Annotated in this window: 20 protein-coding genes, 2 tRNA genes and 1 pseudogene; 18 read left to right on the plus strand and 5 right to left on the minus strand. The window is 32.1% G+C overall.

The features are described 5' to 3' along the window. Positions 1–173: 173 nt before the first annotated feature. Entirely contained in the window at positions 174–794 is a 621-nt protein-coding gene (locus tag AB0A59_RS15030) for a DNA replication complex subunit Gins51 (RefSeq protein ID WP_458745079.1), read from the minus strand. A 132-nt stretch (positions 795–926) separates the two neighbouring features. Between AB0A59_RS15030 and glnA the strand changes: the two are divergent. From glnA to AB0A59_RS15065, 7 genes and pseudogenes are all read left to right on the plus strand, one after another. Further along, positions 927–2,334: pseudogene (gene glnA / locus AB0A59_RS15035) on the plus strand (type I glutamate--ammonia ligase). An 89-nt stretch (positions 2,335–2,423) separates the two neighbouring features. Next, positions 2,424–2,498 (plus strand) — tRNA-Val (locus tag AB0A59_RS15040). Positions 2,499–2,833: 335 nt separating this feature from the next. Then, the gene (locus tag AB0A59_RS15045) at positions 2,834–3,109 is read left to right on the plus strand and encodes a hypothetical protein (RefSeq protein WP_458745081.1); all 276 of its coding nucleotides are present in this window, start codon (positions 2,834–2,836) and stop codon (positions 3,107–3,109) included. A 169-nt stretch (positions 3,110–3,278) separates the two neighbouring features. After that, complete coding sequence (locus tag AB0A59_RS15050) at positions 3,279–3,704, plus strand: hypothetical protein (RefSeq protein ID WP_458745083.1); 426 nt, start codon at positions 3,279–3,281, stop codon at positions 3,702–3,704. Positions 3,705–4,030: 326 nt separating this feature from the next. Further along, the gene (locus AB0A59_RS15055) at positions 4,031–4,246 is read left to right on the plus strand and encodes a fluoride efflux transporter FluC (RefSeq protein WP_458745085.1); all 216 of its coding nucleotides are present in this window, start codon (positions 4,031–4,033) and stop codon (positions 4,244–4,246) included. A gap of 28 nt (positions 4,247–4,274) precedes the next feature. Continuing rightward, positions 4,275–4,574 carry a DUF190 domain-containing protein gene (locus AB0A59_RS15060; protein ID WP_458745087.1) on the plus strand — a complete coding sequence of 100 codons (300 nt, stop codon included), beginning with the start codon at positions 4,275–4,277 and terminating at the stop codon, positions 4,572–4,574. Positions 4,575–4,798: 224 nt separating this feature from the next. Next, on the plus strand, positions 4,799–4,921 hold the full coding sequence (locus AB0A59_RS15065; protein WP_458745089.1) for a hypothetical protein: 123 nt from the start codon (positions 4,799–4,801) through the stop codon (positions 4,919–4,921). A gap of 49 nt (positions 4,922–4,970) precedes the next feature. Here the strand turns inward: AB0A59_RS15065 and AB0A59_RS15070 are convergent, their stop codons facing one another. Beyond that, positions 4,971–5,975: an extracellular solute-binding protein gene (locus tag AB0A59_RS15070; RefSeq protein ID WP_458745091.1), complete on the minus strand. Its 1,005-nt coding sequence runs from the start codon at positions 5,973–5,975 to the stop codon at positions 4,971–4,973. A gap of 493 nt (positions 5,976–6,468) precedes the next feature. Between AB0A59_RS15070 and AB0A59_RS15075 the strand changes: the two genes are divergently transcribed. From AB0A59_RS15075 to AB0A59_RS15095, 5 genes are all read left to right on the plus strand, one after another. Then, complete coding sequence (locus AB0A59_RS15075) at positions 6,469–6,714, plus strand: winged helix-turn-helix transcriptional regulator (protein WP_458745093.1); 246 nt, start codon at positions 6,469–6,471, stop codon at positions 6,712–6,714. Positions 6,715–7,063: 349 nt separating this feature from the next. After that, positions 7,064–8,722, plus strand: a complete 1,659-nt coding sequence (locus AB0A59_RS15080) for a PQQ-dependent sugar dehydrogenase (RefSeq protein ID WP_458745094.1) — start codon at positions 7,064–7,066, stop codon at positions 8,720–8,722. 212 nt (positions 8,723–8,934) lie between these two features. After that, a complete protein-coding gene (locus AB0A59_RS15085) occupies positions 8,935–10,128 on the plus strand; it encodes a hypothetical protein (protein ID WP_458745096.1) in 1,194 nt (397 codons plus the stop codon). Positions 10,129–10,436: 308 nt separating this feature from the next. Next, positions 10,437–10,724: a hypothetical protein gene (locus AB0A59_RS15090; RefSeq protein WP_458745098.1), complete on the plus strand. Its 288-nt coding sequence runs from the start codon at positions 10,437–10,439 to the stop codon at positions 10,722–10,724. 288 nt (positions 10,725–11,012) lie between these two features. Beyond that, the gene (locus AB0A59_RS15095; RefSeq protein WP_458745099.1) at positions 11,013–11,750 is read left to right on the plus strand and encodes a VIT1/CCC1 transporter family protein; all 738 of its coding nucleotides are present in this window, start codon (positions 11,013–11,015) and stop codon (positions 11,748–11,750) included. Between the two features lie 43 nt (positions 11,751–11,793). On the opposite strand, the gene AB0A59_RS15100 is transcribed toward AB0A59_RS15095, so the two are convergent. Further along, positions 11,794–13,932, minus strand: a complete 2,139-nt coding sequence (locus tag AB0A59_RS15100) for a DEAD/DEAH box helicase (protein WP_458745101.1) — start codon at positions 13,930–13,932, stop codon at positions 11,794–11,796. 289 nt (positions 13,933–14,221) lie between these two features. On the opposite strand from AB0A59_RS15100, the gene AB0A59_RS15105 reads away from it, so the two are divergent. The 4 genes from AB0A59_RS15105 (at position 14,222) to AB0A59_RS15120 (ending at position 17,463) form a co-directional block, all read left to right on the plus strand. Then, positions 14,222–15,181, plus strand: coding sequence for a metal ABC transporter solute-binding protein, Zn/Mn family (locus tag AB0A59_RS15105; protein ID WP_458745102.1), 960 nt, complete (start codon positions 14,222–14,224; stop codon positions 15,179–15,181). A 42-nt stretch (positions 15,182–15,223) separates the two neighbouring features. Next, on the plus strand, positions 15,224–16,063 hold the full coding sequence (locus tag AB0A59_RS15110; protein WP_458745104.1) for a metal ABC transporter permease: 840 nt from the start codon (positions 15,224–15,226) through the stop codon (positions 16,061–16,063). A gap of 71 nt (positions 16,064–16,134) precedes the next feature. Beyond that, positions 16,135–17,001, plus strand: coding sequence for a hypothetical protein (locus AB0A59_RS15115; protein ID WP_458745106.1), 867 nt, complete (start codon positions 16,135–16,137; stop codon positions 16,999–17,001). A gap of 78 nt (positions 17,002–17,079) precedes the next feature. Then, a complete protein-coding gene (locus AB0A59_RS15120; RefSeq protein ID WP_458745107.1) occupies positions 17,080–17,463 on the plus strand; it encodes a CopG family ribbon-helix-helix protein in 384 nt (127 codons plus the stop codon). Between the two features lie 22 nt (positions 17,464–17,485). Here the strand turns inward: AB0A59_RS15120 and AB0A59_RS15125 are convergent. Continuing rightward, positions 17,486–17,559: transfer RNA gene (locus tag AB0A59_RS15125), tRNA-Thr, on the minus strand. 84 nt (positions 17,560–17,643) lie between these two features. Between AB0A59_RS15125 and AB0A59_RS15130 the strand changes: the two genes are divergently transcribed. Together AB0A59_RS15130 and AB0A59_RS15135 are read left to right on the plus strand one after the other, a co-directional pair. After that, positions 17,644–17,964 (plus strand): hypothetical protein, encoded by a 321-nt coding sequence (locus tag AB0A59_RS15130; protein WP_458745109.1) that lies wholly within the window; start codon positions 17,644–17,646, stop codon positions 17,962–17,964. A 59-nt stretch (positions 17,965–18,023) separates the two neighbouring features. Further along, positions 18,024–18,251, plus strand: coding sequence for an LSM domain-containing protein (locus AB0A59_RS15135; protein ID WP_458745111.1), 228 nt, complete (start codon positions 18,024–18,026; stop codon positions 18,249–18,251). Positions 18,252–18,318: 67 nt separating this feature from the next. Here the strand turns inward: AB0A59_RS15135 and AB0A59_RS15140 are convergent, their stop codons facing one another. Next, positions 18,319–19,500: a hypothetical protein gene (locus tag AB0A59_RS15140; protein WP_458745113.1), complete on the minus strand. Its 1,182-nt coding sequence runs from the start codon at positions 19,498–19,500 to the stop codon at positions 18,319–18,321. Between the last annotated feature and the right edge of the window lie 201 nt (positions 19,501–19,701).

Raw genomic sequence — 19,701 nt, forward strand, 5'->3', positions numbered from 1 at the left:
ATGGAATATTTCAGGATTCTTATGTAGTAAATGCTATTCAAAGAAGATATCCGAACACTATATAAAACAAAACCCAGACGAAAAAAAATTAAAGTAAAATGCACTAAACTGGCCTTGGGTTAGGCTAGATCTGGGCTAAAACCAAAACTTAGAGTAATTCATGAAATTATTAATTAATCGATTTTACGAATCTCGACAGCTCTATTGTTTTCTATTATAGATCTGGCATTCTCAAAAGGTATAATTGCCACATCATCTTTCCGATATGGACCATATTTATTCATATTAACCCCTACAAATTGCTCCATCGAATCGAAAAATCTTAGAATTACAAAATTCTGATTTATTGAAGATACAATCTTTTCTAAAGTTTTCGATTTTCCTTCAAGCAGCATATTTAGTATTATATTAATTCTTTGTTCTCTTTCTCTATTTCCGAAAAACACATATTTTTCTTCATTTGTAAGGTTAGAATATTCAAATATACTTTGTGATTTTGAATTATTGAAAATTTTTTTGCATCTTAGTATGAATATTAAAGTCGTTAATTTAGCAACCAGGTTTACTAAATTGGAATTAATTTGCTGGGAAATTTTCTCAGTCCCCTCATTTTCTTTTTGTAATTCTGGATACTCTTTTTCATTTTGTTCTTTTAATAAAGAAATAAGATTTGCAATATTTTGGTAAAAATTGTGAGGGACAGGCTGAGGTCCACTATTAAGATGAATTTCTCCTTTTAGAATATTAAAAATTTCTTCAATTTTTATTAAATTTGTTGACTTTCTATGATCCATCAGCTCTTACACAATTTGTATACATGATAAGCTTAATTAGAGGTTTTTATTTTACTATATCGAACATTTCATTTGCCTTATAAAGTTATAGATGGAAAAATTGAATCTTTGAATTTTACTGCAGAACAAATAATGAAGAAATTAAAGGATGAAGAAATTAAATTTCTAGATTTACAGTTTACAGGTTTAACTGGTAGATTCCATCATACTACAATGGCATCCAATATGTTCAAAAAGGAAGATTTTGAATACGGATTGCCAAAATTAGATGGTTCTTCAATTAGAGGTTTTACTGAGATCCATGAATCTGATTTGATAATAAGACCAGATCCTTCTACATATGCAATTATACCATGGATAAAAGAAGACAAGACAGCCAGACTAATCTGTGATATATTATCAGGAGGAGAAAATAGAAAGCAATTCAAAAAAGAATCCTCGAGGAATTGCAAGAAAGGCAGAAGAGTATGTTAGACATAAAGGATATTATAATTCATTTTGGGGACCTGAAGTAGAATTCTTTGTTTTTGATAAACTAGAAGTAAATACAATGACCCCTTATAGATCTCAAAGTTATAATATTATATCAAAAGAAGCACCATGGTCAACAGAAGGTGTAGGGTATGCACTCAGATTAAAAGAAGGATATCTCCCCAGTGCTCCAGGCGACACATTAATGCAATATCGTAATGAATGCGTTGATGTTTTGAGTAATAATTTTGGTATTATTTGCGACGCACATCATCATGAAGTTGCAACAGCGGGGCAATGCGAAATCGATATAAGATTTGATACATTAGTTAATGCTGCAGATTCTGTTCAAAGTTATAAATACATTGTTAAAAATATAGCCAAGAAACAGGGCATGATTGCAACTATGATGCCTAAACCTATCGCACTCGATAACGGTTCAGGGATGCATGTTAATGTGAGTTTGTGGGATAAAGAAAAAAATCTATTCTTTGATATCAATGATTCATATGCAGAAATGTCACAACTAGCCAGATATTTCGCAGCAGGAGTATTAAACCATGCTCCTGCATTGGCTGCAATAGTTGCACCTACAACTAATTCTTATCGAAGACTAGTACCTGGATACGAAGCACCAGTGTATATTGCGTGGAGTACTGGTAATAGATCTGCGATAATTAGAAATCCGGCTCATTATAAAGGTGAGAGGTTTGCACACATGAAAAGGATAGAATTCAGAGCTCCTGATCCGTCATGCAATCCATATTTAGCATTTTCAGCAGTAATATCGGCTGGCTTAGACGGCATAAAGAAAAAAACATCTATACCCGATCCAATAGACGAAGATATTTTCAAAATGTCACCGCAGCGCAGACGTGAATTAGGAATTAGACAATTACCACCATCACTTAGAGAAGCGTACGAGGAATTAAATATTGACAGAGAATTTTTGAAACCGATATTTGACGATGAAATTATAGATTCAATAATCTTACAGGAAGCTAAGGATCATCAAGAGGTTACTATAAGACCTCATCCACATGAATTCTCACTCTATGCAGACGTATGAAATATGATTGAAATGACAGATAAAATCAAAAGCAGAGATAAAACAAAGGTTAATAGCACTGGATTAATACAGTTCTAAATAATTTTTTTGGAGGGGTTGTCTAGACTGGTTAGGATACCTGCCTTACACGCAGGTGGTCATGGGTTCAAATCCCATTCCCTCCATTGCATTCATTGCATTCATGGGTTTATAGAGAATGTTTTTATCTATAAAACTCAAAGTATTTGTTAGTCCTTTCAAGAATGTCGATAGAATAAAAATATAACCCAAAAAGAATTAGCAAGTTTTAAATATATTTAGATTCATTAAAAGATAGAATAATTTTGTTTAATTTCCTTCCTTGAATTTTTTAGCTTAGTATTTTTCTTGTTAGGTAGTTGTGTTGTTATTACTTGTTACTCCTTTTAGCAAGTATAATATTTTCAATCCAATTGCCTAATACAACTAACTAAAGAATTCAAAGAAATTCAATAAAATATGTTCGGTAAGATGAAAACAAATGAAAAAGAAATCAAAAATTAGAGTATTAAAAGATAATCAAAATGATGATAGCTATACTTTCGTAATGGATTTAGACTTGTCTTCGAACCATAATTTACAAGGACCTCTAAACAGTAAAGAATCAGAAGAAAATACAGGAGCTACAGATGTAGATAATTTGAATAAAATATACAAAAAGAAAAAGGTATTAACAAATGAGGACCTTAGAAAGGCTTCTAAAGGTCTAAAATTCAGCAATCCGTCGCAAAGGAATCACTCTTCTATATATGAATAACCGATTAGTAGTTCCTTCTTTTAATATTAATATAGCACTTCTACGTATAATACCTATTAAACAAATTATGAACATGAAATTGAAAGATTTTATGTGCTTTTTACATGATAATAAACTCATTGATCTACATAGCCTTCTTAAAAAAGATGAAATGGGATGCATTAACCGTTTGAAGTTGCAAAAATATGTATACTTAGCTCAAACGTGTCTAAATAATGATTTTGGCTGTGAATACAGCGTATATAATAATGGCCCATATTCACCAGAACTAGCAAATTATTATTATGAAAAAATAGATCCTAATAAGATGTCTACGGAAGTAAATACTAGGAATTGGAATCATGATAATGGTTTTACCAAAAAATTTTTGTCTTTATTTAAAGACAAGGAACCCGAGTGGTTGGTAATAGCTTCTACTCTAGTAGATAGTAAGAACTATTTTGAAGATGAGCAAGAAATTTTGAATAAAGTTTATGCAATGAAATCAGATTATGGTAGAGGCTATATAGATGATGTTTGGATTGAATTAAAAAATAAAAGATTAGTGGAATATGAATCAGGTCTAAAGATAAATAATATTTTGTCAGTATTCTAGATTTGACTTTTGTTTGAATTGCACCTATACCATAAAGTTTGAGAATTTGTCAAATTTTTTTAAGAAGACTGGTTGATAATGACTTTGATTTCTCAGAATCATTGTTATACTTCTTGATTCTCGATATAAGAAAAGATAAAAGTACAATACGAAATCTATTAACAGTCGTGAAAGGAATAGAGTTTATTTTGTTAGCGGTAGGAGCCATTTTAGGAGCTTATATTCGATACAAATTCTTCCTTTCCTTTAATTCTAGGAATAGTTGGGTCAAATGTCTTGTTTGTAAATATAATAGGTAATCTTATCCTGGGTATTTTTTCTGTTTTATGGTTAACTGGAACCTAGATCAAAGGTATTCTTTTTTAATCGCTATTGGATTCTGTGGGTCCTTAACTACAATTTCTTCTTTTGCTCTAGAAAATATAGTAATGATAGAAAACAACCAAATACTAAGTATGATGATTAATACAATAGCCAATGTGGGCTTATCCTTTTTGGCGTTATATGGTGGCAGAATCTTAATAATTCAATTATTACAATAATAATTTTAGAATAATGATCCTAAAACAAATGATCTGCTTAAACATCCGTATAAAGAAAAATGACAATGTAAATAGAAAAAGACTGGAGAAAACTATTATTGAATTTTTGATGAAGGCAAACGTTTTAGGAGCTATAGTTTGGCTAGGTGTTGACGGATTTGGTAGGAGAGGCAAGTCAACAGTTCATTTGGAGGGTTTAATGATAAATCAACCTATGATGATAGAAACAATAGATGAGGAAGAAAAGATACAACCATTGTTATTACCGTTAAAACAAATGATAGGTGATAACGGCTTTATTACTATTCATAGAGTACAGGTTGTCTAAGAGTTATTCTTTGTGGTAAAAATTGGAGGCAAATGCTAAACTATAAAACTAATAAAAACACTTCAATTTGATAAACCTACAAAGAACAATAGAGTAGCCCAATCAACTTCATGCAAGATTTTTTCTAAAGAAACCCTGCTTATAATTAATAATACTGCAGCTCCTCCAATTGGAATCATGGATACTTCTACATGAGTAATTGTCTGTAAGGAGTCTGAACAGAAATGGTATCAAGAGGTGAAGTAGGATTAATTGTTGCTGGAGTTGATGTAACATCAGGAGTGCTTTCTACAGACATTTATACCTCTATAATCCGACGTTACAGTATTGATGATTCATATAGATAAAAAATATAGTAGAAAAAATACTGTTCAACCATTCTACAATTAAGTGGTGTTACTTTGTGATCTCATCCCTTATGGACAACGGAATACTGGTAAGGTCCCCATAATGGGTAGCATTGATGGGGCGAAGTCCCTGATGATCTAATAGCTGCAAACCATTTTTGGAAAGTATGAAGTTTACAAAAGATATTGCACCGTCTAAATTCTTAGCAGTATTTGGTATGGTGACTGAAAAGAAAACGGGTTCTCCATAAATTATTTTTTGAGTAGATCCCAAAGTATAATTGGCCTGCTTATAAAAATCAGAATATACACGATCATTAAGACTTATCTCTTCCGGGAGAATGATGTATGGAAGTGCTCTTGAAATAGCTTCGTGTTTGTATGCAACTACAGCATCCAACTGACCTAATTCTAATGTGGATTTTAATGTTTCTTCAGGAAAGATCTGTTTCGGATTTCTATCTTCTCCAAATATCTTATCTTTAATTGAGGAATTATTATAATAGGTATTTGCTAATTTAGCGGTTATGATTCCATAATATCCTTTTGGATCCAATTCAGGATCGGTTCGTCCTAATTTGAAACCATCCTGAGAAACAGTATTATACCATGGTATTTCACCTTTTCTTGCTTTTTCTAAAGTATCAAAATAAGGACTAGTTGTAGAATAAGATATTACAATTTCAGCGGATCCGAATTCCACAAGCCATTCTGCGATAGGAGGAGTGTTTTTCATCAACATTAAAACTGGAATAGTTCCAGCACTTACGAATACATCTGGTGTCCTAAATCCGTCCTTAATCAAATTTGCAACTTGAACTGACCTTTTACCTTCTCCTATGTATGTGTATTCAGATTCGTACTGAAATTCAGGTCCAATTACATTCTCGAATATATTTGCAAGGGATCCGGCGTACATTACAAAGACTCCATCAGATCCATCGTCTGAAATTCCACTTACAATGGAAACATCGCTTATAGCTATTAAAGAAAATATCCAAAATGCAATAAATAATATTAGAAAAAGGGTATTTGTATTGTTCTTCTTAGGCAATAACACATAGCAAAGTATCGTATTCTATTTTAATATAAAAATAAGGCTAATAGCTTCTTCGGAAGTAAATTTATTATCAAGTTATATCATAGTTCAAGGGGTGAGATAATAGTATAGCAATGATAGAATTACTAATTCAACAACCATGCAACATCAATCAACTAGCTGATGTGATCAAAATTGAAATAATGCAGTACTGTGGCATATCATATATTAGAAAAGAACAATTTACTTTGCTTTTATCTTGCTGCAGCTGATGTATTTTTTCCATCATATTATGTACTTATCTTATATTAACTTTAGTAGCAATTTTTTACTTAGTTAGTTATTAGCATTGAACTCGAAAAAGGTAATATTATTTTGTTGTTACCCATAGCTAAAGCCACAGTCCAAAAGATCAAGAACCTGAATTAATGTATTTGATACCTTAATATCAATAGAAATTAAAATTTTAATACCTGACGAAGTCCTATAATTTGGACAAGAAGTTCTTATGAAAGAAGAGAAATGCGATGTAGTAGGCTTATGGGAAATATTAGGAAAAAGATGGTCACTACACATTCTAAAGAATTTGAGTACCAATAGAACAGTAAGGTTCAATGAACTTAAAAGGTTGATACCAGAAATTAGTAGTACTGTGTTATCTCAAAGGCTACTGGAGCTAGAAAGGGAAGGGCTAATATCAAAAAAAATTTATTCAGAAATTCCCGTTAGGGTGGAGTATAGTTTAACACTTTGAACCAAAGAATTGGAGGCCATTTTACAACAATTAAGAGTTTGGATAAGTAAATGGAAAGTGTATGAGAAAAGAAAAGAAATCAAGAGTATGACGACAACCATAGCAAAATCTCCCCCTACATCATAATGATTAGAAAAAGTCGATCAACACGGAACTAGCAATGCTGTGATTGTTCACTTTAATTTTTTTTGAAATTCTTTATTAGGGTAATTTAAAATCTTTTCATTATTACTTTATAAAATAGATCTTTGTACCATATTTTTTACTCATTATAACAGTCATATCGTTGTTAAGATTCATTCATAAACTTAATTAGTTTACAAAATCGATGATATTTACCGACAAAATCATGTATAATCGTAAAGTATTGACTTTTTGTACTTTTATGTTAATAATTCTTTCTTCAACCTTTTCATCGTATATCCAGTTTTCTTATGGGGCTTATGCTAAAGCACCACTGTCTCCATATGGGCCAACCGTCAATGACGATAACCTTATAGTCGAAAAGATAGCGGAAGGTCTTGATTTTCCTACGAGTATGTCTTTTCTTGGAAATAACGATATTTTAGTTACAGAAAAGAATACCGGTATAGTCAAGAGGGTACTAAATAGCCAAGTACAAGACACACCTGTACTCGACGTGTCTGTAGCCAATAGCATAGAGCGCGGGCTTTTAGGAATCGCAATATCTAAGCAACCGGACGGGAAAACGTTTGTGTTCTTATCTTATACAGAATCCGGTGATGATTCAGACGGTAGTGATTTTGAAAATAATGTGGACCCGTTAGGCAACAGACTATATCGCTATGAATATGTCAATGGTGAGTTGATAAATCCTGTTCTTTTATTTGATCTGACTGCTATTCCCCCAAATGAAAGAGGAGAGCATAACGGTGGTAAAATTCTGATTGGGCCCGATAATAATGTATACTTTATAGTTGGAGAAGTAGGAGGTCATAGGACCCAAGCTCAAAATATTGGTGATGGTCCCGAGCCCAATGGTCTCGGAGGTATTCTTAGGATCTCTCAGGATGGTGGAATAGTGGACCCAGATAATCCTATTTTTGGAAATGGCTTGCCGTTGAGTGTATACTATGCTATGGGTATTCGAAACAGTTTCGGTTTTGACTTTGATCCTCTAACGGGTAACTTATGGGATACAGAAAATGGACCCACTGTAGCAGATGAAATCAATCTTATATTGCCAGGCTTTAATGGTGGGTGGTCCCAGGTTCAAGGCTATTTGTACCAGGATTTATTAGGACGAGGAATAACATCTGAAGACGAGCTTGTAACTATTGGCAACAGTAAATATACTGATCCAAAATTTGTATGGGTTACCACAATTGGACCAACAGCATTAAAATTTTTGAATTCAGAGAAATTAGGTAAAGAATATGCAAATGATATGTTTACAGGGGACATTAACAATGGTTTATTATACCGATTTACTCTGAATGAAGCACGCGACAATATACTCATAAATGATACTTCTCTAGGTAATGTGGCGGCACTTTCTGACAATCAGGTCGATGAGACCACCGAAAATCAACCTTTAATATTTGGTCAAGGTTTCGGCGGAATTACCGATATTCAGGTAGGACCAGACGGATACCTGTATGTATTGAGTTATACAGGCGTATTGTATAGAATAGTACCTATATCTGAAAGTACAGTACCAAATAATCAACAGGCTTTAGCCGATCAAAGCGAAACACAAAGTGCCGGTGCTATACCTGTAGTTATTGCTGGATTAAAAGGCGATCAGTCATATTCACCGAATCCAATTAGGATTGAATCTGGCCAAACTATAACATGGTATAATGGTGATTCCATATCTCATACTGTAACCTCAGGACAGGATAATGACGAGGATGAGGGTGCTTTATTTGATTCTAATGCAATCATACCTAATCAATCATACAGTCTGACATTTGATAACTCTGGGGAATTCAAATATTACTGCATATATCACCCTTCAATGGTTGGCGATGTAATAGTAGAATAAGATAACCATCTTTTTCTAAAAACAGTATTAATACATTGGGCTTATTTAACCCCCTACGAGGATCATATACAATAACTCTAATTCATCTGATATCAAATTTGAGTGTGGAAATCGCAAAGAAATCCATGTTTGTAATAATTATTTGTTTAGAATATCAAAATTAATCGATTTTAAATTTATCGTATATATATAATATTTAAGTAAGTAGAAATGTGAAAATCTCTTTATCGTTGATTTCAAAGTCACTTGTGCTCATTTTCACTATTTATATATTTCTGTCCTTAGTCATAGAGTACGAAGTACGAGAAGTTTCTAGCACAATCATCAACGAATCTTCATTTACTTCGATAAATCCATCTATTTTGATTAATACGACAAAGGTATCTAACTGCATACCGCAAGATATCACCGATAACAATGGTAGCAATAATTCAACCGCATTGTCTAAGGCCGAATCCAACAAAACAAATGAAGCGAGTACTAATAAGGAGAACCCAGGTATCTGTAAAATTCTACGGGTATCAGATTCGATCTCCTGCACCGAATATAATGGTAATCAATCCGAAATATCCTGTGAATCAAACGATTCTGATGAAAATAATCTTAAAGTAGATAACTTTGGCGATAATGGTCATCTGTTAGCCGACACAAAATTTGATCAACAATATTCATTTGAATTAAATGATCCATTGGGCCTAGACAAAAAATTCAGAGTAACCATGGATTTTGATAAACATACACAAAGCAATAATAATGATATAAATTCCCCTCGAATAGAAATAGTAAGAGAAAATTCAGAAGGAATACCAGATATGTCTGCTGCAAAGAATCAGGAAATAATTTGGCACGGAAACATACACGAGTATTTCAAGGAACCCAAAGACAAATTTGAAAATGAAACATATGTAGCCCTTCAATTTAATACGGGACGTCACGGAAGCAATGAACCCGATGAAGAGCGTGGCTTTGGAGTATTGTTTGATGTTTCTAGTAGTAGTAACCCAAATCTATTAGAATATCGTGATGATGGTAACTACGTAAAATACGATTTTAATACTACTAAGGAACTAGCACAGAACACTTTTATTTTTCATCAACTAGATAAAAAAGGTAATCCTATATTTAACAACAATCTGACAAACAAAGAAAATATAGAACTTAAAGTAAGAACATTTTTGACAGATAAAGATACTAGAACGATCGAAACATTTATTGATAATGGCTCGGGTACGGCAATTCCATATTGGACCTTAAATAATCTCTCAAAGTTAAAGGAACAAGATGGTATTGATAACCAAAGCGGATTCATGGAGACTATAAATCAAGGATCTGGATATGTTATTGCACGTACTGATAACATAGATACCAGGCCTTCGTCCTTTAAATCATTTTCTTTTGACCTATAGTAATCTGATACATCTTAATTTGATCTTTATTTTTGAATTGGATATAAAAATAAGTCACAAGTAGTCAAACCATAGGTTTTTTGCTACAGAATGTGTTAATCAGTTATTAACCGGAATGGTATAATACAGTCTAATAGTTCTAAATTTAATATTCACATTTAAATAAAAAATAGGGATATATCTTGATTATTCAAAATCAAATATCTCATTAGGAGGGTCATTAGTTGTTAGGTTTTAACAATATTGATGGCCATAGTATAACCGATGGCAATCAATAATCTTATTTACTATAGAGATAAATTTAATAAATGAGCGAATCTACGAAATTTAATTATTCGATAATGAGAGAAAATTCAATTAATAATTTCATTAAGGATCTGCTAGAGGACAGGATTGAATTTGATTATTCAAAGAGTATTAAAGAAGACAAAAATGAAGTTTTTAATGCGGCTATGGATTTAAAGGCAAAAATAATTCCATATCTAACTGTTGAAAAGGACTACACTAATAAAGAATACCATAAGCTTCAAGAAAATATATTTTCTTGTTATCTAAGCCTAAAAATTTATGGAGTAATACGTCCAAAATCAAATTAGGCTTATCTTTATGTGATTTATAAAAGAGAATCACAAACATGATCAACTTACAGAGACAATTTGTTTGATAGTGATCATCCTTACACCTTGCTGATCAAAATTAAATAGTAATGCGCATTTTTTACTCTGATTAATATCCTTTAAAAGACGCACAGTCCAATTAGCCAGTAAAGTAAAATCAAAACCAACTAAATGAATTTTATTGTTTATTAGTATAACCAATAAATAAATTGAAATTAACTTGATGAATTTATAAAATATTAAAACAACAACTAGGTAGAAGATATATTGGAAAGGGTACAAAGCGATCACGTTGAACCGCACATAAAAGAAAGTAATTACATTAGAGATGTTGTTTTTGGTTTTGGTGATGGAGTTAATACTTCTCTAGGTATAGTAGCCGGCATAGGTGGTGCCACTGTGGGGGTAGACATAGTCATCTTAGCAGCAATAATAGGAATGTTTACAGGTGCTAAAGCCATGGCTGTACAAAATTATCTTGCGGTTAAATCCCAAATAGAGATTTTACAATCTGAAATCAAAAGAGAAGAATATGAGATTGAAAATACTCCTGAGAAAGAAAGAGAAGAGATAGTAGAAATCTACAAGGCCAAAGGGTTTGCCGGTGAAGAATTGAATATGGTTGTAAATAAGATTACATCAAATAAGGGAGTGTGGTTGAAGACAATGTTAACAGAGGAGCTAGGTCTAAATCTAGAAATCCTAGGCAGTCCCATAAAAGGTGCCATTGTTATGTTCATATCATTTTTAGTAGGAGGCATCTTACCTATACTACCATACTTTATAGTCAAAACGGGTTTAATCAACAATTTTACGGCATTACTAATAGCCATTTCTATTAGTTTAACGTCCTCTTTTGTGATCGGTGCAATTAAAGGTAGATTAGCTAAAAAAAGCTGGATAAAGGGAGGATTAGAAATGTCCCTATTAGGAACAGGTATTGCGTTACTTGGTTATGGAATCGGATCTGAAATGAATAACCTAGGAGTGGTTAACTTTGAATAACTAATATATCTGTCGTATTATAGATATGCAGATAGGAAACAATTTAAGAATATTTTTTTTTTAATTTCTTAGCTAGTTTTGGACCTATTTTTGGGATCGTAGATAGTTTTGATTCTGAAATTAATAGGAGATCGTTAGGTATGGTGATTCCAGCCCCATGAAGAGATCTCGCCCTGGCCCTGCCTATATCTTTAATCTGTACTAATGGAACAAGCTCTGCCTTTACTCCATGCTTAATTCGACTCTCGAGGGAAAAAAGAACGGGTAAAAGATCTTTTCTGTTTAACAATTTACATATTTCGAATATTGAAGAGATTAACCAATTAGATACTTCGACAATTCTATGTATATCGCCTGGCTCCACACCAATTCTCTCATTCATCCTTTTTTCTGTAGACTCATTGATCCATTCATATAGAGTCCATAGACTTCTTGAACAATCCATTATGTCTACGTCTGAAAAAAATTCATCATAATTGTTATAAAACAGATAACTGAACTCTTCGATGTCTTGTTTTCTAAATGAAAGTTTTGGATAAAAATCTGGGCAAGTAGAAATCATATAAAGGAAACCAAATACATTGTTGATTTTTACAGACTGTGGTTTTATATCATTGATGGTCTTCCTAAACGTAACAGCAGTTTCAGGATTAAGATATAGATTTGAAACTAATTTTCCAAATCCAGTCACATTATACATATTGTTTTGTAAGCGAATTAGATCTTCTTCTAAAAAATAATCTAAAGATGAATCTATTTTATCAAATAGGGAAGTATTGTTACTATCTTGAAATGAATAAAATGTCTTTGAGAATAAGTCATAGATATCATCTAGACTAATTCCGTTAAATGAAGCAATTACCCCCAGTAAATGAATTTTAATCGCTATTATATTCCCAAGGTTTGAATTTAGAGGTTCAGGAATCCCCAATATATAATGATCATACAATTCTTCATAAGATGTTCTTGAATCTGAAATAATTATAGATTCTCCAAAAGTATCATACTGAGGTCGTCCAGCTCTACCACAAAGTTGTTTATATTCAAGCACACTAATAGGAACTGAAGCACCATATACGAAGTCATATCGGGTAACATTTGTTATTATTACTCTACGTGCAGGGAGATTGACACCAGCAGCTAGTGTAGGTGTTGCAAACAGGGATTTTATGATTCCACTTTTAAATGCTTCTTCAACAATCCCTCTACTTGAAAGACTTAATCCTGCATGATGAAACCCTATACCAGCAGATATCAAATTTGACAAATTTTTAGTTAAATCCGTGTCATCACCCTCCTCCAAAATTTGTTTAGAAACCTTTAAGGTATTTTTCTTTTCTTCGGGTGATAGGGTCTTGGATACAACCTCTGAAACCTTCTTAGCTAAGGATACTGCCCGTTTTCTTGTTTCGACAAAAATAAGATTTTGTCCATTACTATTTAGAGAATCCATGATTAAATCGATAGCCATAGAAGCAGTATCCTTACCTGACTCAGAAACTTTAATTCTGGAATCGTTATTAAAATATATCATTCCATCAGAATATACCCCCTCTATCAGTTTTGTTGGTCTCCAAGTGCTTTCTATTAATCTTGATCCTAACCATCCCGCAATTTCGGAGGCATTAGTGATTGTAGCGCTTAGGCCAAGAATCTGAGATAATGAATAGTACTTTTTTATTTTGGTTAGGACCATTTCTAAAACCGGTCCCCTATCTTGATCTCCGATTAAATGAATTTCGTCTGAAATAAACAGTCCAACATTTGATAACCACGAAGCGTTATGTCTAAGAATCGAGTCAATTTTTTCGTTTGTCATAATAATTATGTCGGCCGAACTTAAATCAGCGTTTGAAGTATTAAAATCGCTAGTGCTAATCTTTATTCTTATTTTTCTGGAAAATATACCGGATTTATCAACAGAAGTAAATTCCAAATATTTTTCAAAAGCTAAAGCTCTTAATGGTGTAAGATACACTACCTTTTTATTTTTTTCTAAGGATTTAATGGCAGCCAGTATGGCAATTAATGTTTTCCCGCTTGCGGTAGGAGTAGTAATTAATATATTAGAATCTTCTAACAAGCCTTTTTCTATAGCCAATTGTTGTGGTGGATATAGAGAGGTATAACCTAAAAATGAAAGATAAGAAGAAATCCTATCATCACTTAACTTCAATTGCATGTATAAATTACTATTATTAAGAAATCGTATTACATATTAAATTATTTTCATTGATATACTAGTTATTGTTATTGAGGATAGGAAAGAATTTTATTGATAAATTTTTTGCTTACTTCGTGGGTGCATTGGAATCTCGTTCGCCTTTAATTAATTAACTTAATTAAACTGAAGAATACTTATGATCCATGATATTTGATATAATTTCAGTCTATTGATTATTATAATGCTACCAATAAGTTAATAATAATTAATAAGTAAACTTTATATTATTAATAATCATACTATTTTCATGCGGGAGAATTATAAGGCTTGGATCTCTTTTTGCCTTATTGTTTTAACTATAGCATTATTTTCTTCAGTTATATCAAAGTCTATTGCTACCACTAATTTATCACAAAATAGTAATAATAGAACTAATGAATCAGATGGTCAAAGACAAATTTCATCAAATAATACAAATCTAAAAATTTTCTCATCCTTTTATCCGATTTATGATTTTGTCAAGAAAATAGGCAAAGACAGAGCGGATGTTTCAACCATAGTACCGGCCGGTATAGAACCTCATGATTTTGAACCTACAGCAAAGCAAATAATTGAACTACAAAAAGCTGATGTAATTTTTATTAATGGAGCCGGATTTGAATCCTGGATTAATAAAATGGGAAATGCAACTGTAGTTGACTTGAGCAAAGATCTGCCGGCTGAAAGTTTAGGATCTACGCCAGATCCTCATATCTGGCTTGATCCAATTTTGGTTAAAATATATTCAAAAACCATATTTGAGAAATTAATATCTTTAGATCCTCAAAATACAAATTACTATACAAATAATTTTAATGAATTTAATAATAAACTAGAGCTATTAAATTTAGATATTAGTAAGAACTTGACTAATTGTGATCTGAATGATTTTATCGCATTTCATGATGCTTTTGGCTATTTTGTAAAAAGATACGGGTTAACTCAGCATTCAATTAGTGGTTCGTCACCTGAAGCAGACATTAATCCTCAAAGAATTGCAGAAGCAATAAAGTTAGCTGAACAACTAGGTGTAAGCATTATTTTTTCAGAAGATAATATTGAGCCTAGACTTTCAAACACGATAGCAAATGAAGTAGGAGGGAAAGTACTAATATTGAGTCCTATAGAGATGATTACACAGGAGGAACAAGCTTTAAATAAAGACTATTTCTCAAAAATGTACGAGAATTTGGATAATTTGAAAATAGCGCTCAGATGTGAAAATTAATTATTTGAATTATATAGAATATGAAAAAAGAATTGAATAGTAATGATTGAAATTCTCCAGTATGAGTTCATGCAACGTGCCCTTATTGCTGGAATAGCAATTTCTATAAGTTGTTCGCTGATTGGATTGTTTCTTATATTAAAAAGATTTTCTTTGTTTGGTGATGCAATGTCGCATGTAGCTTTTGGAGGGATCGCATTAGGATTGTTTCTGAAATCTAATCCTATTTGGGTATCACTAATTGTTTCAATAATTGGAGCATTAGCAATCATAAAATTGAATTCAAGCAAAAGAATCTATTCAGATTCGTCTATCTCTGTTCTATTATCTCTAGGGCTAGCGATGGGATTGGTATTAATCAGCTTATCAGGAGGATTTTCTATAGATATAACAAGTTACCTTTTTGGAAGCATATTATTAGTTAATATCGAAGAAACATTAAGTACCATACTTTTAAGCGTCATAGTTATTGCATTTGTTATCCTATTTTATAAAAAATTAGTATATCTTGTATTTAATGAGGAACAAGCATTAGTAAATGGCATCAATACAGTTGTATTAAATATTTTATTCATTACTTTGGCAACTATTGCAATTGTAATGTCCATTAGATTGATAGGAGTACTTATGGTTTCATCTCTCTTAATAATTCCTAATGTTTCTTCGTTGCTACTAGGATATGGATTCAAGAAAACTATATTATTATCAATTTGTTTTTCTTTGACATCTGTAATTTTAGGTATAATACTAGCATATGAATGGAATATCACACCTAGTGGAATGATAGTAATAACAGCCGCGGGAATATTCTTTGGAGTAAATGTATTAAAGTTATTTTCTTCAAAAATAAAAAGCAAGTCTAATACGAAAATAACATCTTGATAATTAATAGTTTTTATCATCTATTGCCCGATATTATTATGTACTTGTTTAACCAGTATGTTTTTAAAGAAATGAATTTTCGTATAAGATTTGTATTTGTCTTTCTTTTTGCTTCATCACTTTTGTTTTTTACTTGTTTATTTATTTTTGACATTATCACGGTCTTTGCTCAACAGGAAAATACCACAATAAATGCAAATGATCAATTTGGTATTGAAAAAATATATCCTACCAAATCCGAAGGCAGAGAATGGTATGTTAATATGTCTAATCCCAAAAATGATCCAAATGTAACTTTTACTTTTAATCCTAGAATAGCCAAACAGGATGATGGATCTTGGAAAATAAGGGATGACAAAATTCGAATTAATGTAGACACATTAAATGGGACAGAGGAATGGAAAAATGTTGAAATTACTGGATATGTGAAAATAGACTCAATAATCAATCCGCGTAAAAGTGTTATAACAGATATAGACTGGGTAGCAAGAACTGATCAACATAATGAAGATTTTCCTTGTCACGGCCTATCCCTTCACGGGGGAATTTATCCGGATGGTTCAGCAGCCTGGAAAAAAGAAATATGGTTTACCGGAGGATACACTAAAGAAAAATCTGTACCTAAAATAACAGACTCGTTGATGAACAGATGGATAGGTTGGAAAACTGTGATCTATAATACAAATAACGATTCTGCGGTAAAAATGGAATCATATTTAGATAACTCCAATTCTAATCATTGGGTCAAAGTTTTTGAAATTACGGATAATGGAGGCTGGTATGCAAGTAGTTCGGATAAAGTATTCTACAGTGCAAATTGTGGTAGATCCAAGGATCATATGGTTTTGAATTCAGGACCTATTGTTACTTTTCGCGCAGATAATGTAGTTTTGAACTTCAAAGATTTGAGCATAAGAGAAATAGAACCACCAAAGTAGGATGATACTGATTTATCTATTGGAAATTATTCATAAATGGAAAAAACAAATATTATGAAATGATCATAATAAAAAACATTGCCAATCATAAGCATTTCACTAAATGAACACATAATTCAAGAACTAGACAAACTGCAAAAGTTTTTGGGTTTTTCAGGCAGATCAGAAATTGTAAGAGCTAGTGTCAGAAACTTACTTCTAGAAGAGAAAAGAATAGATGAATTGTCAGGAGTTCTACATTCAGTTCTTTTAGTAATACATGATGAAAAATCTGATCAAGAAATTAGTGAAATTCGACATGGATTTGATAAAATAATTAATACCCACATTCACAATAAGATAGACAAAGACAGGTGTCTTGAAATTTTTGTGCTTTATGGTGATGCAAGAGAAATTAAAAATATTACTAAGAGATTTCAAGGGAACAGAAAAATGGATCAAGTTAGGTTAGTGGTAACATAATAATTCAATATATTAATTTGAAAGCCATAAGTGGGATTTGAACCCACGGCCTAAGGTTTACGAAACCTTCGCTCTGCCAGGCTGAGCTACTATGGCGGCAGCATTAGAACCAGTATACAAATAATTTCCAAGTATTAGAAGTATGAAAAAGTTAAATAATAATGTATTTTTTTCTATGATGTGACAAAATGCAACATACATGAATTTTTTTTTGACTGGAATTGTAATGTTTGCAAAGAAGAATATAAGGATTTGAAGGGAACTAATAAGATTGATGAAGAGTCACACGAGAAAGTAGAACCCATCAAGACTAAGAAAATAAAGAAGATGAATGATTACAAAGAATTTAACGAAGAAAAAGCTAAGAAACTCTACGAAGAAATTTTTTTGCAGTATTTAAAAAAGGATAAAATAACCGAAGCAGAAGCTATTGAGCGCTCAAAGAGAATAATAAGAAAACAATGTTTAATGCGCAACATGGAGCCTTGGTCGTGGGTTTAATCCAGACGCATAATTAAATAAGTTAAACCTAAATAACAAAAAAAAGTTATTTAACTTTATTGTCATCATCGAACAATCAATCTAATATCTTACAAGGAAGTGTAAATAAAGACATCCTTCTAAAATTGAAAGGAAAGAGAACTATAAAGGGAAAGCTGAAAAGTTTTGATCAATACATGAACCTAACACTAGAAAATGCTACCGAAGTTTTAGAAGGAGATAGAGTTCAACAAATGGGAGAAATCTTCATCAAAGGCGAAAACATTGTTATTATAGCAACAGACTGATTATAGGAATAATTAGTGATTCTTGATAATAAATTATAACCAAGTTTTTTCAAAAAAATAAGATAGATTATTTAAAACTATCTCGATCTTTGGCACATTCAATGATTTCCGAGTCAGATAGATAGTTATCTATGCTAAATGCTCTATCAAAACATGCAGAGATTTCCTTTGAATGTTTGTTATCAGTCTTACCATCATTGTCGTCATCATTATTCTTTATGTTGTCGCTTAAAGCATAATTATGAAGGCTATTTTGAGAATAACTATCTCGATCTTTGGCACATTCAATGATTTCCGAGTCAGATAGATAGTTATCTATGCTAAATGCTCTATCAAAACATGCAGAGATTTCCTTTGAATGTTTATTTTTGCCATCTAGAGACTCCCCTAATTCGCTATTAGTTGGATTAGTATAGATATTTTTGTTGATTGATGTATGGAACGACTGGAACGAATAAGGGTTGGATATTGGTCGATTCATATTTTGCTGTTGTAACTCCGAGAAGGTTGAAGGGTTGTCTTGAGGTGGAGATTTGATGAAGGTTGAAGGGTTGTCTTGAGGTGGAGATTTGATGAAGGTTGAAGGGTTGTCTTGAGGTGGAGACTGGAAAGTGTCCATATAATTTCCATTAGCCGTATTTGATGAATCAGAAGTAAAAGTGGGAGTGCTAACGTCACCGTCAACAGTATTTTTGCTCTGAAATTCATGATAAAACGGATTATTCTTACTTAAATTGTATGGATTGCTATTAGAGTGGGAAGATACAGAAGTACTACTATCAGGAGCTTTGTCTGAAGAAGAAGAAGATACAGAAGTACTACTATCAGGAGCTTTGTCTGAAGAAGAAGAAGATACAGAAGTACTACTATCAGGAGCTTTGTCTGAAGAAGAAGAAGATACAGAAGTACTACTATCAGGAGCTTTGTCTGAAGAAGAAGAAGATACAGAAGTACTACTATCAGGAGCTTTGTCTGAAGAAGAAGAAGATACAGAAGTACTACTATCAGGAGCTTTGTCTGGATATGTAGAATTTATTTTATTCAAGTTGTCAGTACAATCAGAATTTATACCAATAAGCGCACCAGTCATCATGCTTGTAATACAATCAGTAGTTTGGGCAATCAATGAATTATCAGGAACCAAACTGATTTGACCGTACGAAGAAGTAAATTTTGAACCAGATATAGTTGAAAATGATATTAATAAAAACACCATCAAAATGGGACTGATTTTATTTGCTATGTGCACGAAAAAATAAAACAATCATACTTTATAATGAGCACTTTAGATTGCTAGTATTAACTTAACAATATATCTATTACACAAAAATAAGATAGATTTATTTTACAAATTAAAAGATTGATTTTAGTATGCATAAAATGTGTCTTAGCCTGTCCAGTGCTTGTTTTATGTGTTAGATGTCAGGTATGGGTAATACCTCGATAGAAT

It is taken from the genome of Candidatus Nitrosocosmicus sp. T, assembly GCF_054408485.1.